General features: G+C 59.3%; 21 protein-coding genes. 4 read left to right on the top strand and 17 right to left on the bottom strand.

The annotated features are described in order from the left end of the window. Positions 1 to 135: 135 nt before the first annotated feature. The 6 genes from MHM85_RS05945 to MHM85_RS05920 form a co-directional block, all read right to left on the bottom strand. Positions 136 to 561: a GNAT family N-acetyltransferase gene (locus MHM85_RS05945; protein ID WP_219861438.1), complete on the bottom strand. Its 426-nt coding sequence runs from the start codon at positions 559 to 561 to the stop codon at positions 136 to 138. 49 nt (positions 562 to 610) lie between these two features. After that, entirely contained in the window at positions 611 to 1,960 is a 1,350-nt protein-coding gene (gene astB, locus MHM85_RS05940; protein ID WP_219861440.1) for an N-succinylarginine dihydrolase, read from the bottom strand. Continuing rightward, positions 1,957 to 3,429 carry a succinylglutamate-semialdehyde dehydrogenase gene (astD, locus tag MHM85_RS05935; protein ID WP_219863913.1) on the bottom strand — a complete coding sequence of 491 codons (1,473 nt, stop codon included), beginning with the start codon at positions 3,427 to 3,429 and terminating at the stop codon, positions 1,957 to 1,959. Before astD ends, astB begins: the two co-directional genes overlap by 4 nt. An 81-nt stretch (positions 3,430 to 3,510) precedes the next feature. Further along, entirely contained in the window at positions 3,511 to 4,542 is a 1,032-nt protein-coding gene (gene astA, locus MHM85_RS05930; protein ID WP_219861443.1) for an arginine N-succinyltransferase, read from the bottom strand. Next, a complete protein-coding gene (locus MHM85_RS05925; RefSeq protein ID WP_153842662.1) occupies positions 4,542 to 5,606 on the bottom strand; it encodes an arginine N-succinyltransferase in 1,065 nt (354 codons plus the stop codon). The genes astA and MHM85_RS05925 overlap by 1 nt, the downstream gene beginning before the upstream one ends. A gap of 35 nt (positions 5,607 to 5,641) precedes the next feature. After that, complete coding sequence (locus MHM85_RS05920; protein ID WP_153842661.1) at positions 5,642 to 6,856, bottom strand: aspartate aminotransferase family protein; 1,215 nt, start codon at positions 6,854 to 6,856, stop codon at positions 5,642 to 5,644. 218 nt (positions 6,857 to 7,074) lie between these two features. Here MHM85_RS05920 and MHM85_RS05915 point away from each other — a divergent pair, with 218 nt between their 5' ends. Continuing rightward, entirely contained in the window at positions 7,075 to 7,869 is a 795-nt protein-coding gene (locus MHM85_RS05915; protein ID WP_219861445.1) for an SDR family oxidoreductase, read from the top strand. A gap of 4 nt (positions 7,870 to 7,873) precedes the next feature. Here the strand turns inward: MHM85_RS05915 and MHM85_RS05910 are convergent, their stop codons facing one another. The 4 genes from MHM85_RS05910 to fabV form a co-directional block, all read right to left on the bottom strand. Beyond that, entirely contained in the window at positions 7,874 to 8,845 is a 972-nt protein-coding gene (locus MHM85_RS05910; protein WP_176558231.1) for a GlxA family transcriptional regulator, read from the bottom strand. Between the two features lie 155 nt (positions 8,846 to 9,000). Beyond that, complete coding sequence (locus MHM85_RS05905; protein WP_139526612.1) at positions 9,001 to 9,855, bottom strand: PRC-barrel domain-containing protein; 855 nt, start codon at positions 9,853 to 9,855, stop codon at positions 9,001 to 9,003. Positions 9,856 to 10,162: 307 nt separating this feature from the next. Beyond that, positions 10,163 to 10,378, bottom strand: a complete 216-nt coding sequence (locus MHM85_RS05900) for a hypothetical protein (RefSeq protein ID WP_139526611.1) — start codon at positions 10,376 to 10,378, stop codon at positions 10,163 to 10,165. A gap of 67 nt (positions 10,379 to 10,445) precedes the next feature. After that, complete coding sequence (gene fabV / locus MHM85_RS05895) at positions 10,446 to 11,651, bottom strand: enoyl-ACP reductase FabV (RefSeq protein ID WP_239285372.1); 1,206 nt, start codon at positions 11,649 to 11,651, stop codon at positions 10,446 to 10,448. A gap of 161 nt (positions 11,652 to 11,812) precedes the next feature. Here fabV and MHM85_RS05890 point away from each other — a divergent pair, with 161 nt between their 5' ends. Further along, the gene (locus tag MHM85_RS05890) at positions 11,813 to 12,196 is read left to right on the top strand and encodes a hypothetical protein (RefSeq protein ID WP_153842658.1); all 384 of its coding nucleotides are present in this window, start codon (positions 11,813 to 11,815) and stop codon (positions 12,194 to 12,196) included. Between the two features lie 2 nt (positions 12,197 to 12,198). On the opposite strand, the gene MHM85_RS05885 is transcribed toward MHM85_RS05890, so the two are convergent. Both MHM85_RS05885 and MHM85_RS05880 read right to left on the bottom strand, forming a co-directional pair. Continuing rightward, a complete protein-coding gene (locus tag MHM85_RS05885) occupies positions 12,199 to 12,684 on the bottom strand; it encodes a glutathione peroxidase (RefSeq protein ID WP_139526608.1) in 486 nt (161 codons plus the stop codon). A 76-nt stretch (positions 12,685 to 12,760) separates the two neighbouring features. Further along, positions 12,761 to 13,378, bottom strand: a complete 618-nt coding sequence (locus tag MHM85_RS05880; protein ID WP_139526607.1) for a LysE family translocator — start codon at positions 13,376 to 13,378, stop codon at positions 12,761 to 12,763. A 239-nt stretch (positions 13,379 to 13,617) separates the two neighbouring features. Between MHM85_RS05880 and MHM85_RS05875 the strand changes: the two genes are divergently transcribed. After that, positions 13,618 to 14,349, top strand: coding sequence for a YebC/PmpR family DNA-binding transcriptional regulator (locus MHM85_RS05875; protein ID WP_139526911.1), 732 nt, complete (start codon positions 13,618 to 13,620; stop codon positions 14,347 to 14,349). Positions 14,350 to 14,353: 4 nt separating this feature from the next. Here MHM85_RS05875 and MHM85_RS05870 read toward each other — a convergent pair whose 3' ends face one another. From MHM85_RS05870 to MHM85_RS05860, 3 genes are read right to left on the bottom strand one after another with little or no spacing between them, the layout of a single operon-like run. Continuing rightward, positions 14,354 to 15,109: a DUF429 domain-containing protein gene (locus MHM85_RS05870; protein WP_239285374.1), complete on the bottom strand. Its 756-nt coding sequence runs from the start codon at positions 15,107 to 15,109 to the stop codon at positions 14,354 to 14,356. Continuing rightward, the gene (locus tag MHM85_RS05865) at positions 15,109 to 15,939 is read right to left on the bottom strand and encodes a mechanosensitive ion channel domain-containing protein (protein ID WP_219861448.1); all 831 of its coding nucleotides are present in this window, start codon (positions 15,937 to 15,939) and stop codon (positions 15,109 to 15,111) included. Before MHM85_RS05865 ends, MHM85_RS05870 begins: the two co-directional genes overlap by 1 nt. Before the next feature lie 9 nt (positions 15,940 to 15,948). Beyond that, entirely contained in the window at positions 15,949 to 17,127 is a 1,179-nt protein-coding gene (locus tag MHM85_RS05860) for a hypothetical protein (RefSeq protein WP_219861450.1), read from the bottom strand. Between the two features lie 137 nt (positions 17,128 to 17,264). Here MHM85_RS05860 and MHM85_RS05855 point away from each other — a divergent pair, with 137 nt between their 5' ends. Continuing rightward, a complete protein-coding gene (locus MHM85_RS05855) occupies positions 17,265 to 17,531 on the top strand; it encodes a hypothetical protein (protein ID WP_139526604.1) in 267 nt (88 codons plus the stop codon). Between the two features lie 121 nt (positions 17,532 to 17,652). Here MHM85_RS05855 and MHM85_RS05850 read toward each other — a convergent pair whose 3' ends face one another. Beyond that, entirely contained in the window at positions 17,653 to 18,660 is a 1,008-nt protein-coding gene (locus MHM85_RS05850; RefSeq protein WP_139526603.1) for an NAD(P)-dependent alcohol dehydrogenase, read from the bottom strand. A 45-nt stretch (positions 18,661 to 18,705) separates the two neighbouring features. Beyond that, the gene (locus tag MHM85_RS05845; protein ID WP_139526602.1) at positions 18,706 to 20,598 is read right to left on the bottom strand and encodes an ABC transporter ATP-binding protein; all 1,893 of its coding nucleotides are present in this window, start codon (positions 20,596 to 20,598) and stop codon (positions 18,706 to 18,708) included. Positions 20,599 to 20,615 lie beyond the last annotated feature (17 nt).

Below are 20,615 nucleotides of genomic sequence, written 5' to 3'. Positions count from 1 at the left end.
CGATATCGACTCAACTAAAAATGAATAAAATTCATATAAAGGAAAGCGCTTGCCCTGACAGGGAGGATGTTGCCCAACAGGCGTCCATCGAGGGCAGCCGTCAGGCCACAGGGATGACCGACGGGAGACGGTGATTTAACGCAGTGTTCGCTGCATGGTGATGACATCGCTGTCGGTTTGACACACTCGAAACCCCAGGCGCTGATAGAGATGGCGTGCAGGGTTGATACGAAACACGCGCAGACGCAGTGAGGTGACGTCGGCCTGCCGAGCGAGATCCTCGACGTAATGGATGGCCGCCGTGCCTAACCCTCGCCGCTGCCATGGAGGATCGATCTGCAGTTCGCGAATGTCGTAAGCAGTGTCGTCGCGATAAAGACACAGCAGCCCTACGCGCGAGGTGTTCACGCAGAGTTCGATGCTGTCCATCTCGCCCCACTGCTTAGCGAACAGTTGGGTATCCCAGTGCCATCCCAACCGTTCGTAGTAAGCCGTCATGTTGCGACGAATGAGCGTTTCAGCAAAGGTCCTATCGTTCGTCGCGCGGAATACCGGCGTCATGGCTTCTCGCTCTATCGCCGACAAAAGGAGGATGAAGGACCTGCAACCGTTACCCCAACTGGAAGGGATACACCGAGCCAATGTTCAGCAGCTGCGTCAGCTCATCCAGCGCGGTGAGCACCTCCGTCGCGAGCTGCGGGTCGGCCAAGTCGTCGGTGGCGAGGCGGTCTCGGTAGTGGCGGCTCACCCAGGCGGTGAGGTCGTCGTAAAGTGCATCATCGAGCAGCACGCGACCGCTGAGGGCGGCCCGCTCGGCCTCGCTGAGCACCACGCGCAAACGCAGGCAGGCGGGGCCACCGCCGTTGCGCATGCTCTGCTTTACGTCCTTGACGATCACTTCGCCAATGGGGTTATTGCCTGCCAGGATGAAGTCCTGCAGCGTGCGCCACACGGCTTCCCGCTCCTGGCACTCGCTGGGCACCACTAGGGTCATGGTGCCATCCGGGTTGGAGAGCAGTTGCGAGTTGAACAGGTACGACGCCACCGCGTCTTCCATGCTCACCGCTTCCGCCGACACCCGGACAGGAATCAGCGGCGTACTCATCTTGGCGCGCAGCTCGTTGAGCGTGCGCTCTTCATCAAGAAATGCCATTTCGTGGTAGAGCAGCACCGGGCCGTTGCCCACGGCAATCACATCGTTGTGGAACACCCCGGCATCGATGGCCTCGGGATGCTGCTGAGCAAATACGGTCTGGGCGTCGCTCAGCCCGTGCTGGCGGGCCACCGCCTGGCTGGCTTCCAGCGTTTGCCGGGCCGGATAACGCTTGGGCTCGTTCCGCCCGCCGCCAAACGCCTGTCGGCCATACACGAACAGGTGCACGCCGGGCTCGCCATACTCACCGCACAGCCGGGTGTGGTTGGCCGCCCCTTCATCGGAAAACGCGGGGGTGGCGGGCAGCACCGGGTGGTGGGCGAAGTGCTGCTCATCGCGGAAAATCGCCTGGAGCACGCGCCCCGTGGTGCGCGGCTCCAGGTAGCGGTGGAAACTCGACTGCAGGTTGGCCGGGGTAATGTGCATCCGACCATCGGGTGCATCCACGCTAGGCGTAATGGTGCCCGCGTTAGCGGTCCACATGCTGGACGCCGAGCACACCGCCCGCAGCAGTTGCGGGGCTTGTGTCGCGGCACGTGCCAGCATCTCACGGTCGCTGCCGGTGAAGCCCAAGTCGCGCAGCGCGCCCAAATCGGGGCGCTGCTGAGGAGGCAAAACGCCCTGGGCGTAGCCCGCGTCCATCAGCGATTTCATCTTGGCCAGCCCCTGCAGCGCCCCCTCTTTGGGGTTCGAAACCAAGCCGCCGTGGCTCATGGAGGCCACGTTGCCGTGGGCAAGCCCCGAGTAGTTGTGGGTCAGCCCTACCAAGCCATCGAAGTTGACTTCCCGGATGCTGTTTAGGCTCATAGATGGACTCCCGGTGGCAGGGTTTCGGGCATTTCCAGGCTTTCAGCCTCCATGGAGGCGACCGGGTAAGCGCAGTAATCCGCGGCGTAGTAGGCACTGGGGCGGTGGTTGCCGCTGTCGCCCACGCCGCCGAAGGGCGCATCGCCCGAGGCACCGGTGGTCTGGCGGTTCCAGTTGACGATACCGGCGCGGATACGCAGCAGGAAGTCGTCCCAATCCGCCTGCTCGCCCCCGATCAACCCAGCCGACAGGCCATAGCGGGTGTCGTTGGCCAGGGCAAGCGCCTCATCCCAATCCGTATAGCGATGGACTTTCAGCAGCGGGCCGAAGTGCTCCTCGTCGGGCACGTTCAAACCCGTCACGTCGATCAGCGCGGGGCTGAGCAGGCTGGTATTCTCCTTGAGGCGCTGCATACGGTTAATCACGGTGCCGCCCATGGCTTCCAGTTCATCCTGGGCGTTGAGCAGGCCATCGGCGGCGGCAACGCTGACCAAGCCGCCATAAAACGGCGCAGGCTCCTCGTCGAACTGCCCCGCCACGTGCAGCTTGGCGATGGCATCCGAAAGCGCATCGATGAGGCGGTCGCCCACCTCGCCTTGGGGCACCATCAAGCGGCGGGCGCAAGTGCAGCGCTGCCCCCCTGAGAGAAACGCCGACTGGAGAATCGTCAGCACGGCAGCGCGCTCATCCTCCACATCCTTCACCACCAGCGGATTGTTGCCGCCTAATTCCAGCGCGAGGATTTTATCCAGCTGCCCGGCAAACTGCTGCTGCAGCATGCCACCCACTTTGGCACTGCCGGTAAACAGCAGACCGTCGATACCGGGGTGGGCAGAGAGCGCCTGTCCCACGGCCACACCGCCCTGCACGAGGTTGATCACCCCAGCAGGCAGCCCGGCTTCTATCCAGCACTGCAGGGTGAGATCCGCGGTGAGCGGGGTTTGGTCGCTGGGCTTGAACACCACGGTGTTACCCGCCAACAGGGCGGGCACCATATGGCCATTGGGCAGGTGGCCAGGGAAGTTATAGGGGCCAAATACTGCCATGACGCCGTGGGGGCGATGACGAAGGACCGCTTTGGCACTGCCGACGGCTTTTTCACGCTCCCCGGTGCGCTCGTGGTAGGCCTTGATAGAGAGCGCGATTTTACCAATCATCGCACCTGCTTCGGTACGAGCTTCCCACAGCGGTTTGCCGGTTTCCGAGGCAATGGCAATAGCTAAGTCTTCTCGTCGAGCGGTGACGACCTCGACAAACCGCTCAACCAGCGCCTGACGCTCAGCAAAAGGCGTACGTGCCCAGGCCGGGAATGCCGCTCGCGCCGCCTCCACCGCAGCGCCGACTTGGCTGCTGGAAGCTGCCGCTCCTTGCCAAAGCAGCATACCCGCCACCGGATCATGCTTGGTAAAAGGCTCGGCGTTGCCGACGACCCAAGTGCCGTTGATCAGTTGTTGCTGCTGGGCATGCATGTTCTCGGTGTGCATCATGCTCTCCTTTACTGAATTTTTGTCGTCGTTCGCACGGGTAGAGGGACGTTCCAGGCGTTCATGTTAGGTTTCCAGCAGGCGAACGACGTCGCCGGTGGAAACCCCTAGCCGATCGGCCTCATCGGGGGTGAGCACGATCGTGCTACTGTCGGCAGGGCCACGGCCGATCCAGCTCGCGGTAAAGTTCAGCATTTGGGTCGACGCCGCCAACCAGCGGCTAACGCTCTCTTGCGGCGCGTTAGAGGAGACTTCCACCTGATAAAGCTGGGAGTTGCGAATCGCCCGCACGTCATCGATGTAGGCTTCTACCGTAGGGCCACCGTCGAAGATGTCGATATAGCCTTCCCAGCGCAGCCCCTCTTTTTTGAGCATTTCTAATGCCGGTCGGGTGTGCCGGTGCACCTGACCAATACACCCCCGCGCCTCTTCCGACATAAAAGTGGTGTAGATCGGGAACTTGGGCATCAGCTCGCCGATGAAGCTCTTCTGGCCCAGGCCGGTCAAGCGGTCGGCTTCGTTGAAATCCATGGGGAAGAAGTGTTTCCCCAGGCTCTCCCAGAAGGGACTAACGTTGTTCTCGTCGAACACGCCGCGCATCTCGGCCAGCACTTTCTGCGGAAAGCGGTCGCGAAACTGGGCAATGAACAGCCAGCGCGCTTTGGAAAGCAGCGCCCCGTTACGCAGGTGCTTGTTGGCCTCGCCGCGATACTCCGGACGCAGAAACAGCGAACACACTTCGGCGTCGCCGGTGTGGTCGGAGCTCAAGAATAGCGTGTCGATGGTGCGATGCAGATCGAGCTGTACCGACGAGTGCGCCAGCGTACCCAACCGGTAGTTATAGAACGGCACTTCCCGCCCTACTTGGCCCTCAATGGCACAGCAGCCCGCCAGTTCACCATTAGTCTCATCTTCCAATACGAAGAAGTAGAGACGGTCGTCTACCGGCGTGCGCTCTTCGAAGGCGCGGGCGGCGGACTCGATTTTACCGGCCAAAAACTCGCGGTTATCCGGCAAGGAGGTAAAACCAACGCCTGCCTGCTGCGCAAGTGCCTGGAGCCCATCCAGATCATCACGGGCAATGGGTCGAATGCGCATTACATCTCTCCTTCATCGAGCGCGTCCACGGCGCTGGGCAGACTCAGCGGCGCGGCCAGCACCGCCCGTCCCTCTTCGACGCCCAAACGCGCGGCATGCTGCGGCGAGAGCATCAGCTGCCCCGTGGGCGAGAGCGCGTAGCGCGCGACGATGCATCGGAAATCACTCAGCGTTTGGTTGGCAATCATCGCCGGTTCGGCATCGGGTAGCGCGTGCTCGGGGCGTATCCGTACCGGGTGCCAGGCGGCGCGGCGGAAGGTTTCCAGGCGCTCGCGCTCGGCTTTGACGATGGGGCCTGCATCGAAAATATCCACGTGTCGGGAGCGCACGAACCCTTCGGCCAGCATTTCGCCCAGCGCCTCTTCATGGGCAGGATGCTCGCGGCCAATGGCAGCACGGGCCTGGGGCGTGAGCAGTGGCAAATAGAGCGGAAACTGCGGCATCACCTCGGCAATGAAGCTCTTTGAGCGCACGCCCGCTATGTGATTCATTTCTTGGAAGCTGCGGGCAAAAAAGTGGCGGCCCACGCTCTCCCAAAATGGAGATTCATTCTGGCTATCCAAAAAGCCGGGAAAAGCCACCGCCAGAATCCGTGAGAAGCGCTCCGGATACTGGGCGATGAACATCAGCCGCGCTCGGCGCAGAAGGCTCTCAGCGCTGGTGCCCTTGTAGCGCGGGTCGAGCGACAGTGCACAGAGCAGTGTGGCATCCGAGGCTTCATGAGAGAGCGCCAGTGTTTGCACCTCACGACGCACGTTGAGCTGCTGCGATGCGTGAATCAGCGTCTCTTGGCGGTAGGTGTAGTAGGCCTCGGCAGCCCCCGCCTGGGCGCGGATGGTGGCCGTCCCCAGCACCTCGTTGCGGCTATCGTCCGCCAGCACGAACATATAGTGCTCGTTACCGGGGTACTCGATCTCGCTCTCGAATGCTTCTTGGGAGCGCACGATGCGCTCCTCGAGGCGATCCCGATTGGCGGGCAGGTTGGTAAGCCGAGGCACCGCATGCTCTGCCAATTGCTCCAAGGCGGGAAGGTCAGCCAGCGTGACCGGTCGGATTACCAACATAGTTAACGCCCCCTCTTGTGTGACTTGCGCCTGACTCATGCGCTAGCGACAAGTCGCTCGATGGCACGCTCGAGACGCGCCATGCCCTCGGCGATGTCTTCCTCGGGAATCACCAGCGAGGGCGCCATACGCAGCACGTTGGGGCCTGCAATCAGCGCCATCACGCCCTCTTCGATCGCCAACGGCAGAATATCTTTGGCGCGGCCTTCGAAAGCGTCCGACATCTGGGCCCCCATCAGCATGCCCATGCCGCGGATCTCTTTGAAAACGCCGTGTTTGCGGTTGATGGTTTCCAGATGCTCGCGGAACAGATCGTGACGATGTTTGACCCCCTGCAGCACCTCGGTCGTATCGATGAACTCGACCGCCGCCAGCGCCACCGCAGAGGCCAGCGCGTTGCCGCCGTAGGTAGAGCCGTGGGTACCGATGGCCAGCGACTTGGCGATGGCATCGGTGGTCAGCGTGGCGCCAATCGGGAAGCCGCCACCCAGCGATTTGGCGCTGGTGAGTATGTCTGGCGTGATGCCGAAATTTTTATAAGCATACAGCTCGCCGCTACGGCCAACGCCAGTTTGAACTTCATCGAAAATCAGCAGCGCATTGTGCTCGTCACACAGATTGCGCAGGCCCTGCAAGAATTCCTGAGTGGCGGGTACGATGCCGCCTTCGCCCTGCATCGGCTCGACCATGATGGCGCAGGTATCGTCGCCCACGAGCTTGCGCACGCTCTCCAGGTCGTTGAAGTTGGCGTGCAGAATGCCGCCCGGTACTGGGCCAAAGCCTTGGGAGTACTTGGGCTGGCCGCCGACACTGACGGTAAAGAAGGTGCGGCCATGGAACGATTGGTAGAACGAGATGATTTTGTCTTTGTGCTCACCGTAGTGGTCGACCGCCCAGCGGCGGGCCAGCTTTAATGCGGCTTCGTTGGCTTCACCGCCAGAGGAGCACAGGAACACTTTATCGGCGAACGTGCGCTCGGTGAGAGTTTTGGCCAGCTTTAACGCCGGTTCGTTGGTGAATACGTTGGAAAGATGCCAAAGCTTTTCGCCCTGCTCTTTTAACGCGTTGACCAGCACCGGATGGCAGTGACCCAGGGAGTTCACCGCAATACCGCCAGCGAAATCGATGTACTCGCGGCCTTCTTGGTCCCACAAGCGGCTGCCTTCACCACGTACCGGAATAATCTGCTGCGGCGCGTAGTTGGGCGCCATGTAGTGGTCGAAGTCTTGACGGTTCGGGGTGTGGCTCATGGAACGATACCTCCAGTGGAGTAAACAGTGGATTCAGTATACGGGGGGCAATGGGCGCCCTGCTTTCAGTATTGGGACGGTAAATTACGAATAGCGACGTGCGCCTGCCGTTGATCGTATCACCTTGAAGAATGGCCGAAGCCCCCCATAGTGAGTAAAGGGTAATGACCCGCGCTTTATGGCGCAGTACGGATATTTTTGACCCAAGGAGCGTAATCATGAAGATCGATCTGAGCGGCAAACGTGCCATTATCACGGGATCCACCGCTGGTATCGGCTATGCCATTGCAGAAGGATTGGCTCACGCAGGGGCCGACATCGCCATTACTGGGCGAACGCAGCAACGGGTGGATGACGCCATCGAGGCGGTCAAAAAGCGCTACCCACAAGCTCGCATCACCGGGGTGGCTGCCGATTTGGGTACTGCAGAAGGGTGTCAGACGTTGATCGACCAGCAGCCCGATACCGACATCCTCATTAACAACGTCGGGATATTCGGCCCGCAAGACTTTTTCGACGTGGATGACGCCACTTGGCAACAGTTTTTCGATGTTAACATCATGAGCGCCGTCCGCTTGTCACGCCATTACGCCAAAGGCATGCGCGAGCGCGATTGGGGACGCATTCAGTTCGTATCAAGCGAATCTGGTATCAACATTCCCAGCGAAATGGTCCACTACGGCATGACGAAGTCTGCATTGCTGTCCATTTCACGCGGCCTGGCGAAAGTATTGAGCGGCTCTCAGGTGACGGTCAATGCCATTCTGCCAGGGCCCACACGCTCGGAGGGTGTATTGAACATGCTCAGCGATATCGCTCAGCAAGAGGGCACCTCACAACAGGATGTCGAAGCGCGTTTCGTTCGAGAGAACCGTCCATCGTCGATCATTCAGCGTTTGGCCACTCCTGAAGAAGTCGCCCATATGAGCGTCTATGCTGCTTCGCCCCAGGCAAGTGCCACGACCGGCGCCGCACTGCGTGTCGAGGGCGGCATTGTGGACACCCTGACATAGTGCGTTACCCAAGACGCTCTTCTCGGGGTGTCATGCCAAAGTGGTGTCGATAAGCCGTCGAGAAGTGTGCACCCGACGAAAATCCGGTGGCAAAGGCAATCTCGCCCACTGCCCGGTCGCTCTCACGCAGCTGCTTGCGTGCTTCCTGTAAACGTAAATCCAGGTAGTAGCGACTGGGCACTGCCTGTAAGTACTTCTTGAATAGCCGCTCTAACTGCCGCCTGGAAATTCCCAGATGCTCAGAGAGTTCCAACGTCGAGAGCGGCTCTTCGATGTTGGCCTCCATCAGCGTCACCGCATCCACGAGACTTTGTGGCGCGTGCCCCAAACGGCTGCGCAAAGGTACGTGCTGGCGCTCATCGGCCAGTCGAATACGGTCGCAGACGAACTGTTCGGAGACCTGCTCGGCCAAGCGCGGACCGTGATGCTTACCAATCAGCGTAAGCATCATGTCCATCGCGGCGGTGCCGCCTGCGCAGGTCAGGCGGTCGCGATCGATTTCGAACAGCTGCTGTGAGAGTGTGACTTGAGGGTACGCCTGGGCAAAGGCGTCAAAACGCTGCCAAGGAAGCGTCGCGCGGTAGCCCTCCAGCAGACCACAACGGGCCAATACTTCGGTGCCGCCCGCCAGCCCCCCAAAGGCGACGCCTCGCCCTTGGTGACTACGCAGCCACTCATTCAGCTTTGCGGGTAGTGCGTAGGGAAGTGGCGTCGGTGCACATATGAAAAGCAGATCCATCGGCCCAAGGGGTGCGCTCAGCGTGTGCTGCGCCAGGAGCGAAAGCTGCGCGCCGCTGCGCACGGGCTCGTCATCCAAACTGAGGGTCACGGTATGATAGAGCATGTGACCACTAAGCTGATTGGCCATCTGTAGCGGTTCGATAGCGCTGGCGTGAGCCAACAGAGAAAACCCGGGAAGCAACACAAACGCCACCCGCCTGCGGTGGCTAGGTGGCGTTAACGTATTGGAATGCATGTGACTTCGCTATGCTGCCTATCGCGCTGCATGAAAACCGCCGCTGGCTAACTGGGTCGTGGGTGTGAACGACATCTTACCCAATTGTGCCAATGAAGGCAGCGCCTGCTGTCGCTATCTAAAAAAAGGGGTCGCAGGGGTGTAGCGAAGTCACGTTAGGCATTCTCTTCGGCGTCTGAGAGCGCCGTCTGGTTATCGATGATTTGGTAATCGCTTTCGCGATATTCGTCCGCAGAGGCCTCGATCTCCTCGCTACCATAATCGGTATTGACGACCAGTTGGTCCTCTTCACGCTGCATCTCTTTGACGGGAAGCGCGACATCACTTGCACCAAAACCCCAAAAACCGCCAATCGCGACAATCGCGAATAGCTCACCGCTCTCTTGATGACGCGCAATGTGCTGGATGTCACCCACTTCGTCTCCCTGCTGGTTAACGACGGTCATGCCCTCCAGATCACGTGCGCGCTCCGACATCAGCGAATGACCCTGCTCGTCCTGCTGAACGTCTTCTCGCACTACTTGTTGGCTTTGATTTTGGTTTTGCTGAGCTGACTGCTGTGAGCCATCACGCTCGTCCTCGGCCCGGTTTACCTCTACCTCAGCATTATCGGCCTGCTCGATGGAGACATCGGGCTCGCCCTGCTGCTCGACCGTCACGTTCGGCTCTGCTTCTTCGACCGTCACGTCTGGTTCCGGCTGCTCGATGGTCACTTCAGGTTTAGGCTGCTCGATAGTGACATCGGGCTTGGACTGCTCCACTTTGATGTTGGGAGACTCCTGCTGAACCTGCACGTCCGCTGGCGCTTGATCGACCGTGACGTCCATCGTTTCGCTACCATCTTGGGTCTGGCCATCTCGACGCTGCTGCTCGGCCACCTCGTTCTGTCGCTGTTGCGACATGTCCCTGGCGGTCGATGGGTCTGTTTGGTCATCATTTTGTGCCAAGGCGACGCCTGAGAAGCTGGCACATACCATTCCAATGGCGACTGCGAGTGCTGTCCGTTTCATACCTTTGCTCCTTTCGCTGAAGTACCTAATTTCCTAAAGCACTTTTCCCAAAGCACTTCTGTACTGAAGTACACTTTGCAAACTAGTGAACCAGCGCGCATAAATGCAAAGCAAAAAGGCAAAAATCGACAACGTTGTACTTAAATTAACGGTCTTTTAGCAGGAGATAGGCGCAAAAGATTACAAACATCAAATTGACATGTTTACTCTGGCCATCCTCAGCGCGTCACGCCAGAGGCTCAAACGCAAATCGCCGGGCCATGTAGCCCGGCGATGTCTTTCACAATATCTCACAATAGCGTAGCCGTTAGCCGCCGCTGTTGCCCAACCCCAACAGCACGATACCCGCGACGATGATACCCATCACCACGATGACCAATGGCAGCATCTTATGGAGACCATTGGCGGGTTTTCTCGCTTCGGGCTGCTGCTGGGGTTGAGAGGTTTCGAAGTCCTCGGGGACGCGTTCGCTCAGCACGTGCTCTTTCTCTTCTTCCGGGGTTTTGCTTTCTCGGGTATCCATACAGCACCTCATCCAGTCCGGTCGATGATTCATAGCGCGTCGGCGTGCGCTGCCCGTCGCGCTGCGCTTATAGCGTTACGACATCGAACTCGACCTCGGGGTTCACATCGGCATCGTAGTCCACGTCGTCACGCTCGAAGCCAAACAGCTTCAAAAACTCATGCTTATAACCAGCATAGTCGGTAATGTCGAAGAGGTTGTCCGTCGTGACTTCCGGCCAGAGGTCTTGGCAGGCTTTTTGAACGTCCTCGCGCAGTTCCCAGTCGTCCAACCGCAAGCGCCCCTGATCGTCAGTGACCATGTCGCCCGGCTCACCGGAATAAAGACGCTCGCCGAACAGGCGGTTCAACTGGTCGATGGTGCCTTCGTGCAGGCCCTGCTCTTTCATGATGCGGTAAACCATGGCGATATACACTGGCATCACCGGGATCGCAGCACTGGCCTGAGTGACCACGGACTTCAGAACGGCGACGTTGGCACCGCCCCCGCTCTCTTTGAGTTTGGCATCGATGGCCGCTGCCGCGCGATCCAGGTCCTCTTTGGCTTTACCCAGAGCACCGTGCCAGTAAATCGGCCATGTGATTTCGGTACCGATATAGCTAAACGCCACGCTGCGCGCGCCTTTGGCCAACACGCCCGCATCATCTAGCGCACTCATCCAAAGTTCCCAATCTTCGCCACCCATGACGGTAATGGTGTCGTCGATCTCCTCCTGAGTCGCCGGTTCTACTTCGGCTTCGATGATAGCGTCCTTGTTGGTGTCGATCGCCGTGGCGCGGTAAGTCTCGCCAATCGGCTTCAGGCTAGAGCGCTTCAGCTCGCCGCTGTCGGGCAGCTTGCGCACTGGGGAGGCCAACGAGTAGACCACGAGATCGATTTCGCCCATATCCTGCTTGATCAGCTCGATGGCTTTGTCGCGCGCTTCATGGGAGAACGCGTCACCGTTGATGGATTTGCTGTACAGGCCTTCCTGCTTGGCAAACTTGTCGAACGCGGCGCTGTTGTACCAGCCTGCGGTGCCCGGCTTCTTCTCGGTGCCCGGCTTTTCGAAAAACACGCCCAAGGTATCGGCGCCGTAACCAAAGGCGGCGGTGATACGTGCCGCTAGGCCGTAGCCGCTAGAGGCACCGATTACGAGCACTTTCTTCGGGCCTTGGCGTTTATCCAAACCACGGGCGCGGGTCGCCTCGATTTGCTCGAGCACGTTCTGCTCGCAGCCTTTCGGATGGGTGGTGGTGCAGATAAAGCCGCGCACTTTCGGTTTAATGATCACGTTGGACCCCTTCATCAGATGAGTATCGCATTCGGCACGGCGGGTGCCGAGTTACCAATGAGGGTATTCTAGCGGTCTCGGCGCGCCCTGTCCGCTCTTGAGCTTATCCGCCATTCGGGGCACGATAGCGCCCTGCACACCACTTGCCGACGGGATCTTGGATGAATGCACAGCAGCTAGTCGATGAGCGAGGCGATTTATGGCTGGCCCTTGCCCCTCTCTGGCTCGATCGTGAGCCCAGCGAGCGCGACTACGCCCATATGATCGAAGTGATCGAACAGCACGCGATGTCACTCAAGGAGCTGGAATGGGTGCTGCGCCTGGAGCTAGCACCCGTCATGTCACGTCACCAGCTTTCCGTCGCCAGCGAGTGGCGAAAGTTCGACGATTACAAGCTGATGAAGCAGCTCGTGAACCACAACATGAAACTCACTGGTTGGCGGCGCAAAAGCTGGGCGCTCTTTTCGGGGCTGACGACCATGATGGTACGCCACCGTTGGAACGAACTGATGCAGCGTCTCATGGTCGTTCGCGGGGACGTCTAGGCCTACTCTTTGTCGAGGGCAGCCTCGAGGGCCAAACGTAGCGTGAGACCGCGATCCCTAGGACCAAAACGAGCAATTACTTTGCCATCTCGGCCAACGAGGAACTTGGTAAAGTTCCACTTTACGGCCTTGGTACCCAATACCCCCGGCGCTTCTTGCTTGAGCTGTGCGAACAGCGGGTGGGCATCGGCGCCGTTGACCTTCACTTTCTCCATGAGCGGGAAACTCACGCCAAACTGCTGCTCTCCGAAGGCACAAAACGCCTCGGCGCTCTCTGGTGACTGGCGGCCAAACTGGTTACAGGGGAAGCCCAACACGGTAAATCCACGATCCCGGTAACGCTGGTACAGCCCCTCGAGCTCTTTCAACTGCGGCGTAAAACCGCACTGGCTGGCCACATTGACCACCAATAATACCTGCCCACGCAAAGCGCGCAGATTGAAGGGCTTACCTTGATGGGTATAACAATCCTGCTCGTAAATCGTCATCGCCAGGCCTCTAAAATGCCTTTGCCAGCATACGCTTTACCTTGCCACGGCAACGTTGGCGACACCAGCCTCGTGATCAAAGGATCGGCCCCGCCGCCACCCGCAGCGCCAGCGCGATCAGCAATACGCCAGTCATCCGATTGATCCAGTGCGCGTGGCGTTGCAGCCAGGGCAATACCCGTGAGTGAGACAGCCCAACGGCGACCAGCACGTACCAGCCACCATCGATGATAATCGCCGTGGCCACGATGATCGCCTTGGCAAGCAAGGACATCTCCGGCGTCACGAACTGGCTCAATAGCGCGACGAAAAAGATGATCAGCTTGGGGTTGCCCAGGGCCACCAGTACGGCTTCCTTGGCGGCTTGCTGCGGCGTCGTGGCCACGGCACTCGGCGAGAGCGCACCGCTACGGCCAGCGCGCAGCGCCTTGATACCCAGCCACGCCAAATACGCTGCGCCGCACCATGTAATCAACTGAAACAATTCGGGAAAACGCACCACCAGCGCGCCTAACCCCAATACTGTCAGCAGCGCGTAGACACCAACGCCGAAGGCATGAAAAATAGCCGCCGTGATGCCTGGCACGCGGCCACCGCCCAAGGTATGACGCAGCACCAACGCCAAGCTCGGCCCGGGCGACATGGCCCCCATCGCACAAATAGCGGCCAATGAAAGCCATAGTGTCAGCGGCATGGTCTCCTCCCTGAAGAATTCGTGGAACACTCGATGAGCCGCCAGTATACGCCAGACAGAAGAGGTATAGCGCCTATCTTGATCTTAGCGGTCGTCGTAACGTCTCGACGCAACGCATTAACGCCTCGCACGCTTAAATAACGCTGTTAGCATGGTACGCTGTTGGGTAGAATTTTCTCCTTTTTGAACACGATGACGCCTGCCATGCAGGCGTTTCATGGCTAATGAAGGACTTCAATATGGGTAGGGCGTTTCAAAACCGTAAGGAATCCATGGCCAAAACGGCCGCTGCGAAAACCAAGGTTTACAGCAAGTATGGACGTGAAATTTACGTCTGTGCCAAAGCGGGCGGTACGGATCCCAATGGCAACCTTGCGCTGCGCGGTTTGATGGAGCGCGCCAAGAAAGACCAGGTGCCCTCTCACGTGATCGACAAGGCCCTGGATAAAGCCAGCGGCGCAGGCGGTGAGGATTTTTCACCGGCGCGCTACGAAGGCTTTGGCCCTGGCAACGCCATGGTGATCGTCGACTGCCTGACCGACAATCCCAACCGTACCTTTGGCGATGTGCGCGGCTGCTTCACCAAAACCAAAAGCAAGATCGGCACGCCAGGCAGCGTCAGCCACATGTTCGACCACTGCGCTATTTTCTCCTTCAACGGCAGTGATGAAGAAGCCGTCTTGGAGGCGCTAATGGAAGCCGACGTGGACGTGACCGATATCGAGCAGGAAGAAGGTCGTATTACGGTGTTTGCTCCCCATACCGATTACGCCAAAGCCAAGCAGGCCTTGCTGGATGCGTTCGGCGAGATCGACTTCGAGGTCGACGAGATTCAGTTCCTGCCGCAAACCACCACGCCCATCGAAGGCGATGACGTGGCGATGTTCGAGAAATTTCTCAATATGCTCAACGAGCTGGACGACGTACAGAACGTCTTCCATAACGCGGAGCTACCGGAAGAGAGCGCTTGAGCCGTTAGGCGCTTAACGCATCTTTGGGTACGAAGATCCACCCTTCCGCCGCTGGCATCTCTGCTGGCGGCCAAGCCACACTCCCTTTGGCATGCTCCAAGCTCCACGCCAGTAGTGCACAGTGCCAGGCATCCTGGATATCCTGCTGCTTCGGCGTTGGTTGATGAAGCATGGCGTGCAGCCCTTCAGTCATGCACACGCGCCGACGCAGCGCTGCAAATTCAGCCGATCGTTTAGCGGGCGATGGATACCCCTCCACCACACACAGCTCGCCCCCCTTCGATTGCCACTGCCCGCAGGCCGCGACGTGTGGGGCAAAGCGAGCTAGAAAGTGCATACCTTTCGTGGCCTGACTGCCGATCATGTCTTTGATGGGCGACAGCGGCGTGATCCCCCGAGCGAACAGCCAGCGCTCGGTTTCCCGATACAGGTAAGGATTTTCTTGGGAGCGGCCCAGTCTATCCATCGCCTCTCCACGTGCGAGCGCTAGGAGCGCCTGAGGGAGTGCCAACGGCGTATCGATGGCCATGACCACCCGCTCATCGCCGCTGGCCACATGTTGGCAAAGCGCCAGCAGCCGATGGATCACATCACGACTCGAAGTCGCCTCGTTCAGCGTCTCACGGAGGTTGCCTCGCCAAGGCGTGCCGATCACATGGAGTGCGTCATCCAACACCACCAACGCATCGCGGCTGGCGGGATTGTGGTCGCAATTCCAACCGCCCACGTCCCACCCAATATAGAGCGTCGAAGCCGTCATTATCGACTTTCCGCACCGTGGGCATCGAGCGCTGCATCCGGGGGCAAGAGCGCGGGCGTGACGCCTGCCTCGCTCAGCACCGCCTTGCCACGCACCGTCAAATCGGTGATGAACAGAAATTGCTGACGCGGATCCACCGGATACGCGCGGATGCGATAGTGAGTGCCCCAAGGTTTTTCTTCGGCCACCACGATGATCGGTTCATCGAATTTTAAATAAGCGCTGGTCAGCGCTACGTCACGAAGCGCCTTGCGTACCCAGCCCGCCTCGTGCTCGGGGTGAAGATAAAAACTCGCCACGCACTGCAGGCTAGTGCCACCATTATTGGCGTTGTAAATCGCGGTGTCCCAGAGCTTCAAATGCGGCACGGCGACCAGATCGTCATCGGGAGTTTGTACTTCTACCGTACGCATGCCCACGTGTTTCACTTCACCATAAGTGTCTTCGATCCGGACCCAGTCCCCTGGGCGGTATGGCAACTCGACCGCTGAGACGACGCCAGCAATCAGGCTACTCACATAATCTTTCATCGCAAAACCAATGGCCAAGCCAATGGCACCTAGCAGCGTCACCATATTACGCAACGACGGCTCGACGATGATCGGCACGGCGATGACCAGTGCCACGATGAGGATGATCAGGCGGGTTAGCGGTACCAACGCAAAGACGCGAAAGCGCACCTGACCATGCAGCCGATTGGCCAGCCAGTTGAGACCGCGCTGGCTGGCAATGATCAATACGATGGCACTGCCCACCACAATGCCTAGCGTGATTAGCGCTTGGCTATCGAGCTCATTAAATAACTTGGCATACTGCCCTTGATCGTCCATCGACGCTCCTTAAAGCGGATCTACCAAATAATTACGCGACGCCAGCAATTGTCGTACGCTGGCGTAGCACAGCGGCGCCACCTGCCAACGCCCCTCCTGACCGCTCAGAATGCCGCGTTGCGCCAAGGAGAATCGTGCGTTCAACGCTTCATGATCGGAAAACGGCAGCACGTACCTCAACGCTTGGTCATCGAGCCCGCCGTGTATGAGCAGCGTATGAAGCAGCAGGGTAGCGACGTCGCCGGTATCCGCCGGTAGCTCGGCATCGGCCAACGCATCAAGGAGCCACAGCTCTTGCATGTCGCTGCGCGTCTCTTGGCCGTCATCCGATGCATTCTCCTCCGATGGCTCTCGCAGCCGCTCGCGCCAGTAGTGCCAGGCAATGCCCAAATGTCCGCGACAGTGCGCGGCCAATCGCTGCAGTTCGCTGTAAACCGCCTTATCGTCGCTTTCGCTCGTGAGCACCGGCCTCCCCGTGCGTGTGCTGTACACCGTTGGGCACACCTGCACCGTTCGATCCACGTGGTGGGCAAAATAGTGGGCCAGCTGCTCACCTTCGAGCCCTTGGAGGGTGAGCACCGGCACGCCCTCAAGGCCTACGGCGTGCTGTAAGTAGGCATACGTCCAGCTATCGCAGCCAATCACGCTCTGCCCCATTCGGCCGCTCAGGGAGCGCTCGACCAGCTCACGCACGCCCTGCAAGCCGTTGGTGTGACGCAGAAAGTGGCGCTCGAGGGCGGGGATGGCCCAGCGCTTGCGCGGGGCTACATGATCGAGCCATACGGTACTTCCCTCGAGCAGCTCGGGAAGCGTAGGAGGAGTAAGGCACTCCACGCTTCGCTGCGCGGCCCAGTGCCGCACCACTGCTGCATGTCCACCATGAGGTGGCGAAACGAACATCACCATGGGCGCTTCATCATAGGCTTGCAGTGACTGGGCCAAACCACGCGCGGCGGGTGTCCAGTCGATACTGGGCGCCCAGTGGGCCAATTTGACCTCCGGCAGCGCGCGTAGCTCGCTCTCTTGTTTGGCTTGGCGTTCGGAAGCTTCGCGGCCAACCATCCAAGTGGTAGCTGCTCGAAAGCTGCGCCGCCACTGGCTTGCCTGGGTGCGTTCAGGGGTGTGAAAGCTATCCAATGACACTACTTTCCATGGCGATAACGCCGCGTTCGTTGAGCTCTGCGCCATCGTCTGCCTCGGTTAGGTAAAGTAGATTAAGGTTAGCATGCCTGAGACTCCTCCTAAGGGGCCAGTCGAACTTATCGTCTAGAATAAAGTCGTTATTGCCAAGTAACTCACTTTTGAGCGATGCGCAGGAGGCAACGATGAGCGTGGTGAATGTCACGATGGCTGAACTACACGAGAAGCTTGCGAAGTGCATTGCAGGCGAGCGGGTGCTCATTGAGCAGGAGGGCAATCGATTCAGCGGCCGCATCCAACATGTGGGTGTCATGGGGGTGAAGATCATCCCCGAAACCGTCATCAAAAACAGTACCGGCGACCCTGGGGACGTGGATGGCGTCACCGTACCCTATGACGATATCTGGGAGTTGGAAGTCAAAGGCGTGGTCTACAGTCGGTTAGGAGAGTAATGTCTCTGCCCTTGTACGGCCTTCCTCCGGCTGGCCAATAAAAAAGCGCGTCCGCCCATGGCAGACGCGCTTTTCTCACTCTTTACGCAACGTGCATTTTACGCAAAGTGCATCGCGTCGCTCAGAACGTCAGGCAAATTTTACCAAAGTGCTTGCCCGATTCTTGATGACGAAACGCCTCGGCAATCTCGCTAAGCGGGAACTCACGATCGATGATCGGTTTCAAATTCGCCGCTTCGATCGCGTCGATCATCTCGATCTGGTGGCGACGGCTACCGACGATCAACCCCTGCAGCTTGGCCTGCTTGGCCATGAGTTTTGCAGTGGGAATGTCTCCCTCGCGGCCGGTCAGCACGCCAATCAGCGAAATGTGTCCACCAATCTTCACGGCATCGATGGATTGCGGCAGCGTACCGGGGCCGCCTACCTCGACGACGTGATCCACGCCTTTGCCGTCGGTCAACGCTTTGACCGCTTTTCCCCACTCGGGTGTCTCGCGGTAGTTGATGGTGTGCTCCGCGCCTAAAGCGCGCAGGCGCTCCAGCTTCTCATTGGAAGAGGAGGTCGCGATCACTCGAGCCCCCATCAGCTTGGCGAACTGCAGTGCAAAGATCGACACTCCCCCGGTACCCAGTACCAGCACGGTATCGCCCGCTTTCAAGCCGCCGTCCACCACCAGCGCGCGCCAAGCGGTCAATCCCGCAGTGGTCAGCGTGGCGGATTCTGCATGGCTGTAGCCGATCGGCTGGCGAGTGAACCATGTGGCCGGTCGAATTACCTGCTCCCGGGCATAGCCATCGACGCCATCACCGGGGGTGGTGGTAAAGTCGCCTACTCGTGCCGGGCCTTCCAGCCAGTAGGGAAAGAACGTCGAGACGACCGCGTCGCCCACGGCAAACTCCTCAACGCCTTCGCCCACGGCCTCCACCACGCCCGCGCCGTCGGACATCGGGATGCGCTTGTCGTCGGTGGGGATCATCCCCGCCACCACCGCGTAGTCGTGAAAGTTCAGCGAGCTGGCGTGCAGGCGCACTTTGATCTCGCCAGGGCCAGGCTCGCCGGGCGCGGCCGTGTCGACGACGTTCAATTTATCTAAACCGCCGGGTTGTTGAAGCTCAATCGTTTGCATCTCTACCTCCTGTTGAAGCGCCTTCACTAGGCGACCGGTCTAGTCTCAAATGAGGGCGTTGTTATCAGGATCAAGGTCGTTACCCAAAAAGCCGCCCGACTGCCGCTGCCAAAGACCGGCATAGATACCATTGCGGGCGAGCAATTCCTGATGGGTGCCGCTCTCCACCATGCGCCCTTCGTCCACCACGATCAAACGATCCAGCATGGCGATGGTAGAGAGCCGGTGGGCAATGGCGATGACCGTTTTGCCCTCCATCAACGCATCCAATTGCTCTTGAATCGCCGCCTCGACTTCGGAATCCAGCGCCGAAGTGGCTTCGTCCAACACCAGAATCGGGGCGTCCTTGAGCAGCACTCGGGCAATGGCAATGCGCTGGCGCTGACCGCCGGAGAGTTTGACGCCCCGCTCTCCCACGTGGGCATCCAGACCACGCCGACCTTTGGGATCGACCAGATCATTGATGAACGTGTCGGCATGGGCGCGGCACACCGCCTGCCAGACGTCCTCATCGCTGGCGTTAGGGCTGCCGTAGCGGATGTTGTCCCGCAGCGAGCGGTGCAACAGCGAGGTATCTTGGGTCACCATGCCGATCTGGTGGCGTAGCGAGGTTTGGGAGACCTCGGCGATGTTTTGACCATCGATCAGAATGCGTCCGCCCTGCAGGTCGTAAAAGCGCAGCAGCAGGTTTGCCAGGGTCGATTTCCCGGCCCCAGAGCGGCCAATCAGGCCAATTTTCTCGCCGGGCTTGATGGTCAGGCTCAGACCATCGAACACGTTTTTGCTCTCCCCTTTTGCCTGGGCATATTGGAAACGCAACGCGTCGAAGACGATCTCGCCGTTGGGCACGCACAATGCTTTGGCATTAGGAGCATCTTTGACAGTCGGTTCCTGGGCGATGGTGTTCATGCCATCCTGCACCGTGCCGATGTTTTCGAACAGCCCGGCAACCTCCCACAAAATCCAGTCGGACATGAAGCGAATCCGCATTACCAGGGCAATGGCAATGGCCAGTACGCCCAACGAGATCGCCTCCATGTACCAGGCGGCGATGGCCATGCCGGCGGTGCCGACCAATAGTAGCGTGTTGAGTAGCGTCAAGCAGACGCTCATCACGGTCACCAGCCGCATCTGGCGATGCACGGTAGTCATGAAGCCTTCCATGGCATCTTTGGCATAGCGCTCTTCGCGCTGGGTATCGGCAAACAGCTTGATGGTTTGGATGTTGCTGTAGCTATCCACCACGCGACCGGTCATTTGCGCACGCGCATCCGCCTGGGCCATGGAAACGTCCCGCAGACGCGGCACGAAAAAACGCATGATGCCCAAATAGCCGACCAGCCAAAGCCCCAGCGGCAGCAGCAGCCATGGGTCGGCGCGGCCCAGCAAGATGGCCGCCCCGGTAAAATAGACGATGGCGTACACCAGTAGATCCATCACTTTGGTGACGGTTTCCCGCACGGCCAGCGCGGTTTGCATCACTTTTTGCGATACCCGCCCGGCAAACTCATCCTGATAAAATGCCAGGCTCTGGCTGAGCATATGGCGATGCGATAGCCAGCGGCCAATCATCGGGTAATTGCCGAAAATGCTCTGATGCGTCACCAGCGACTGCAGCAACACCAGCAGCGGCAATCCCACCACCACCAACACCGCCACACCCGCCAGCCAGAGACCGTGGCTCGACCAAAAGTCGGCGCGCTCGACGCCGCCCAGCCAATCCACCAAATCCCCCATGTAGCTAAAGAACACGACCTCGGCGGCGGACACCACCGCCGTGATAAGCGACATCACCAGCAGCCACGGCCATACCGGGCGGGAAAAGTGCCAAATGAACGGCAACAGCCCTTTGGGCGGTGTGGTGACCTCACCCTCTGGGTAGGGGTTGACGCGCGCCTCGAAAAAGCGGAACAGCGGCGAGAGCAAACGTGACAGCATGGACATTCCTTACAAGA

The organism is Halomonas sp. McD50-4, assembly GCF_022348135.1.
Classification (GTDB): Bacteria; Pseudomonadota; Gammaproteobacteria; order Pseudomonadales; family Halomonadaceae; genus Vreelandella; species Vreelandella piezotolerans.
The sequence above is the reverse complement of the archived record's forward strand: the minus strand, read 5'-3'. Positions and strand labels throughout refer to the sequence as shown.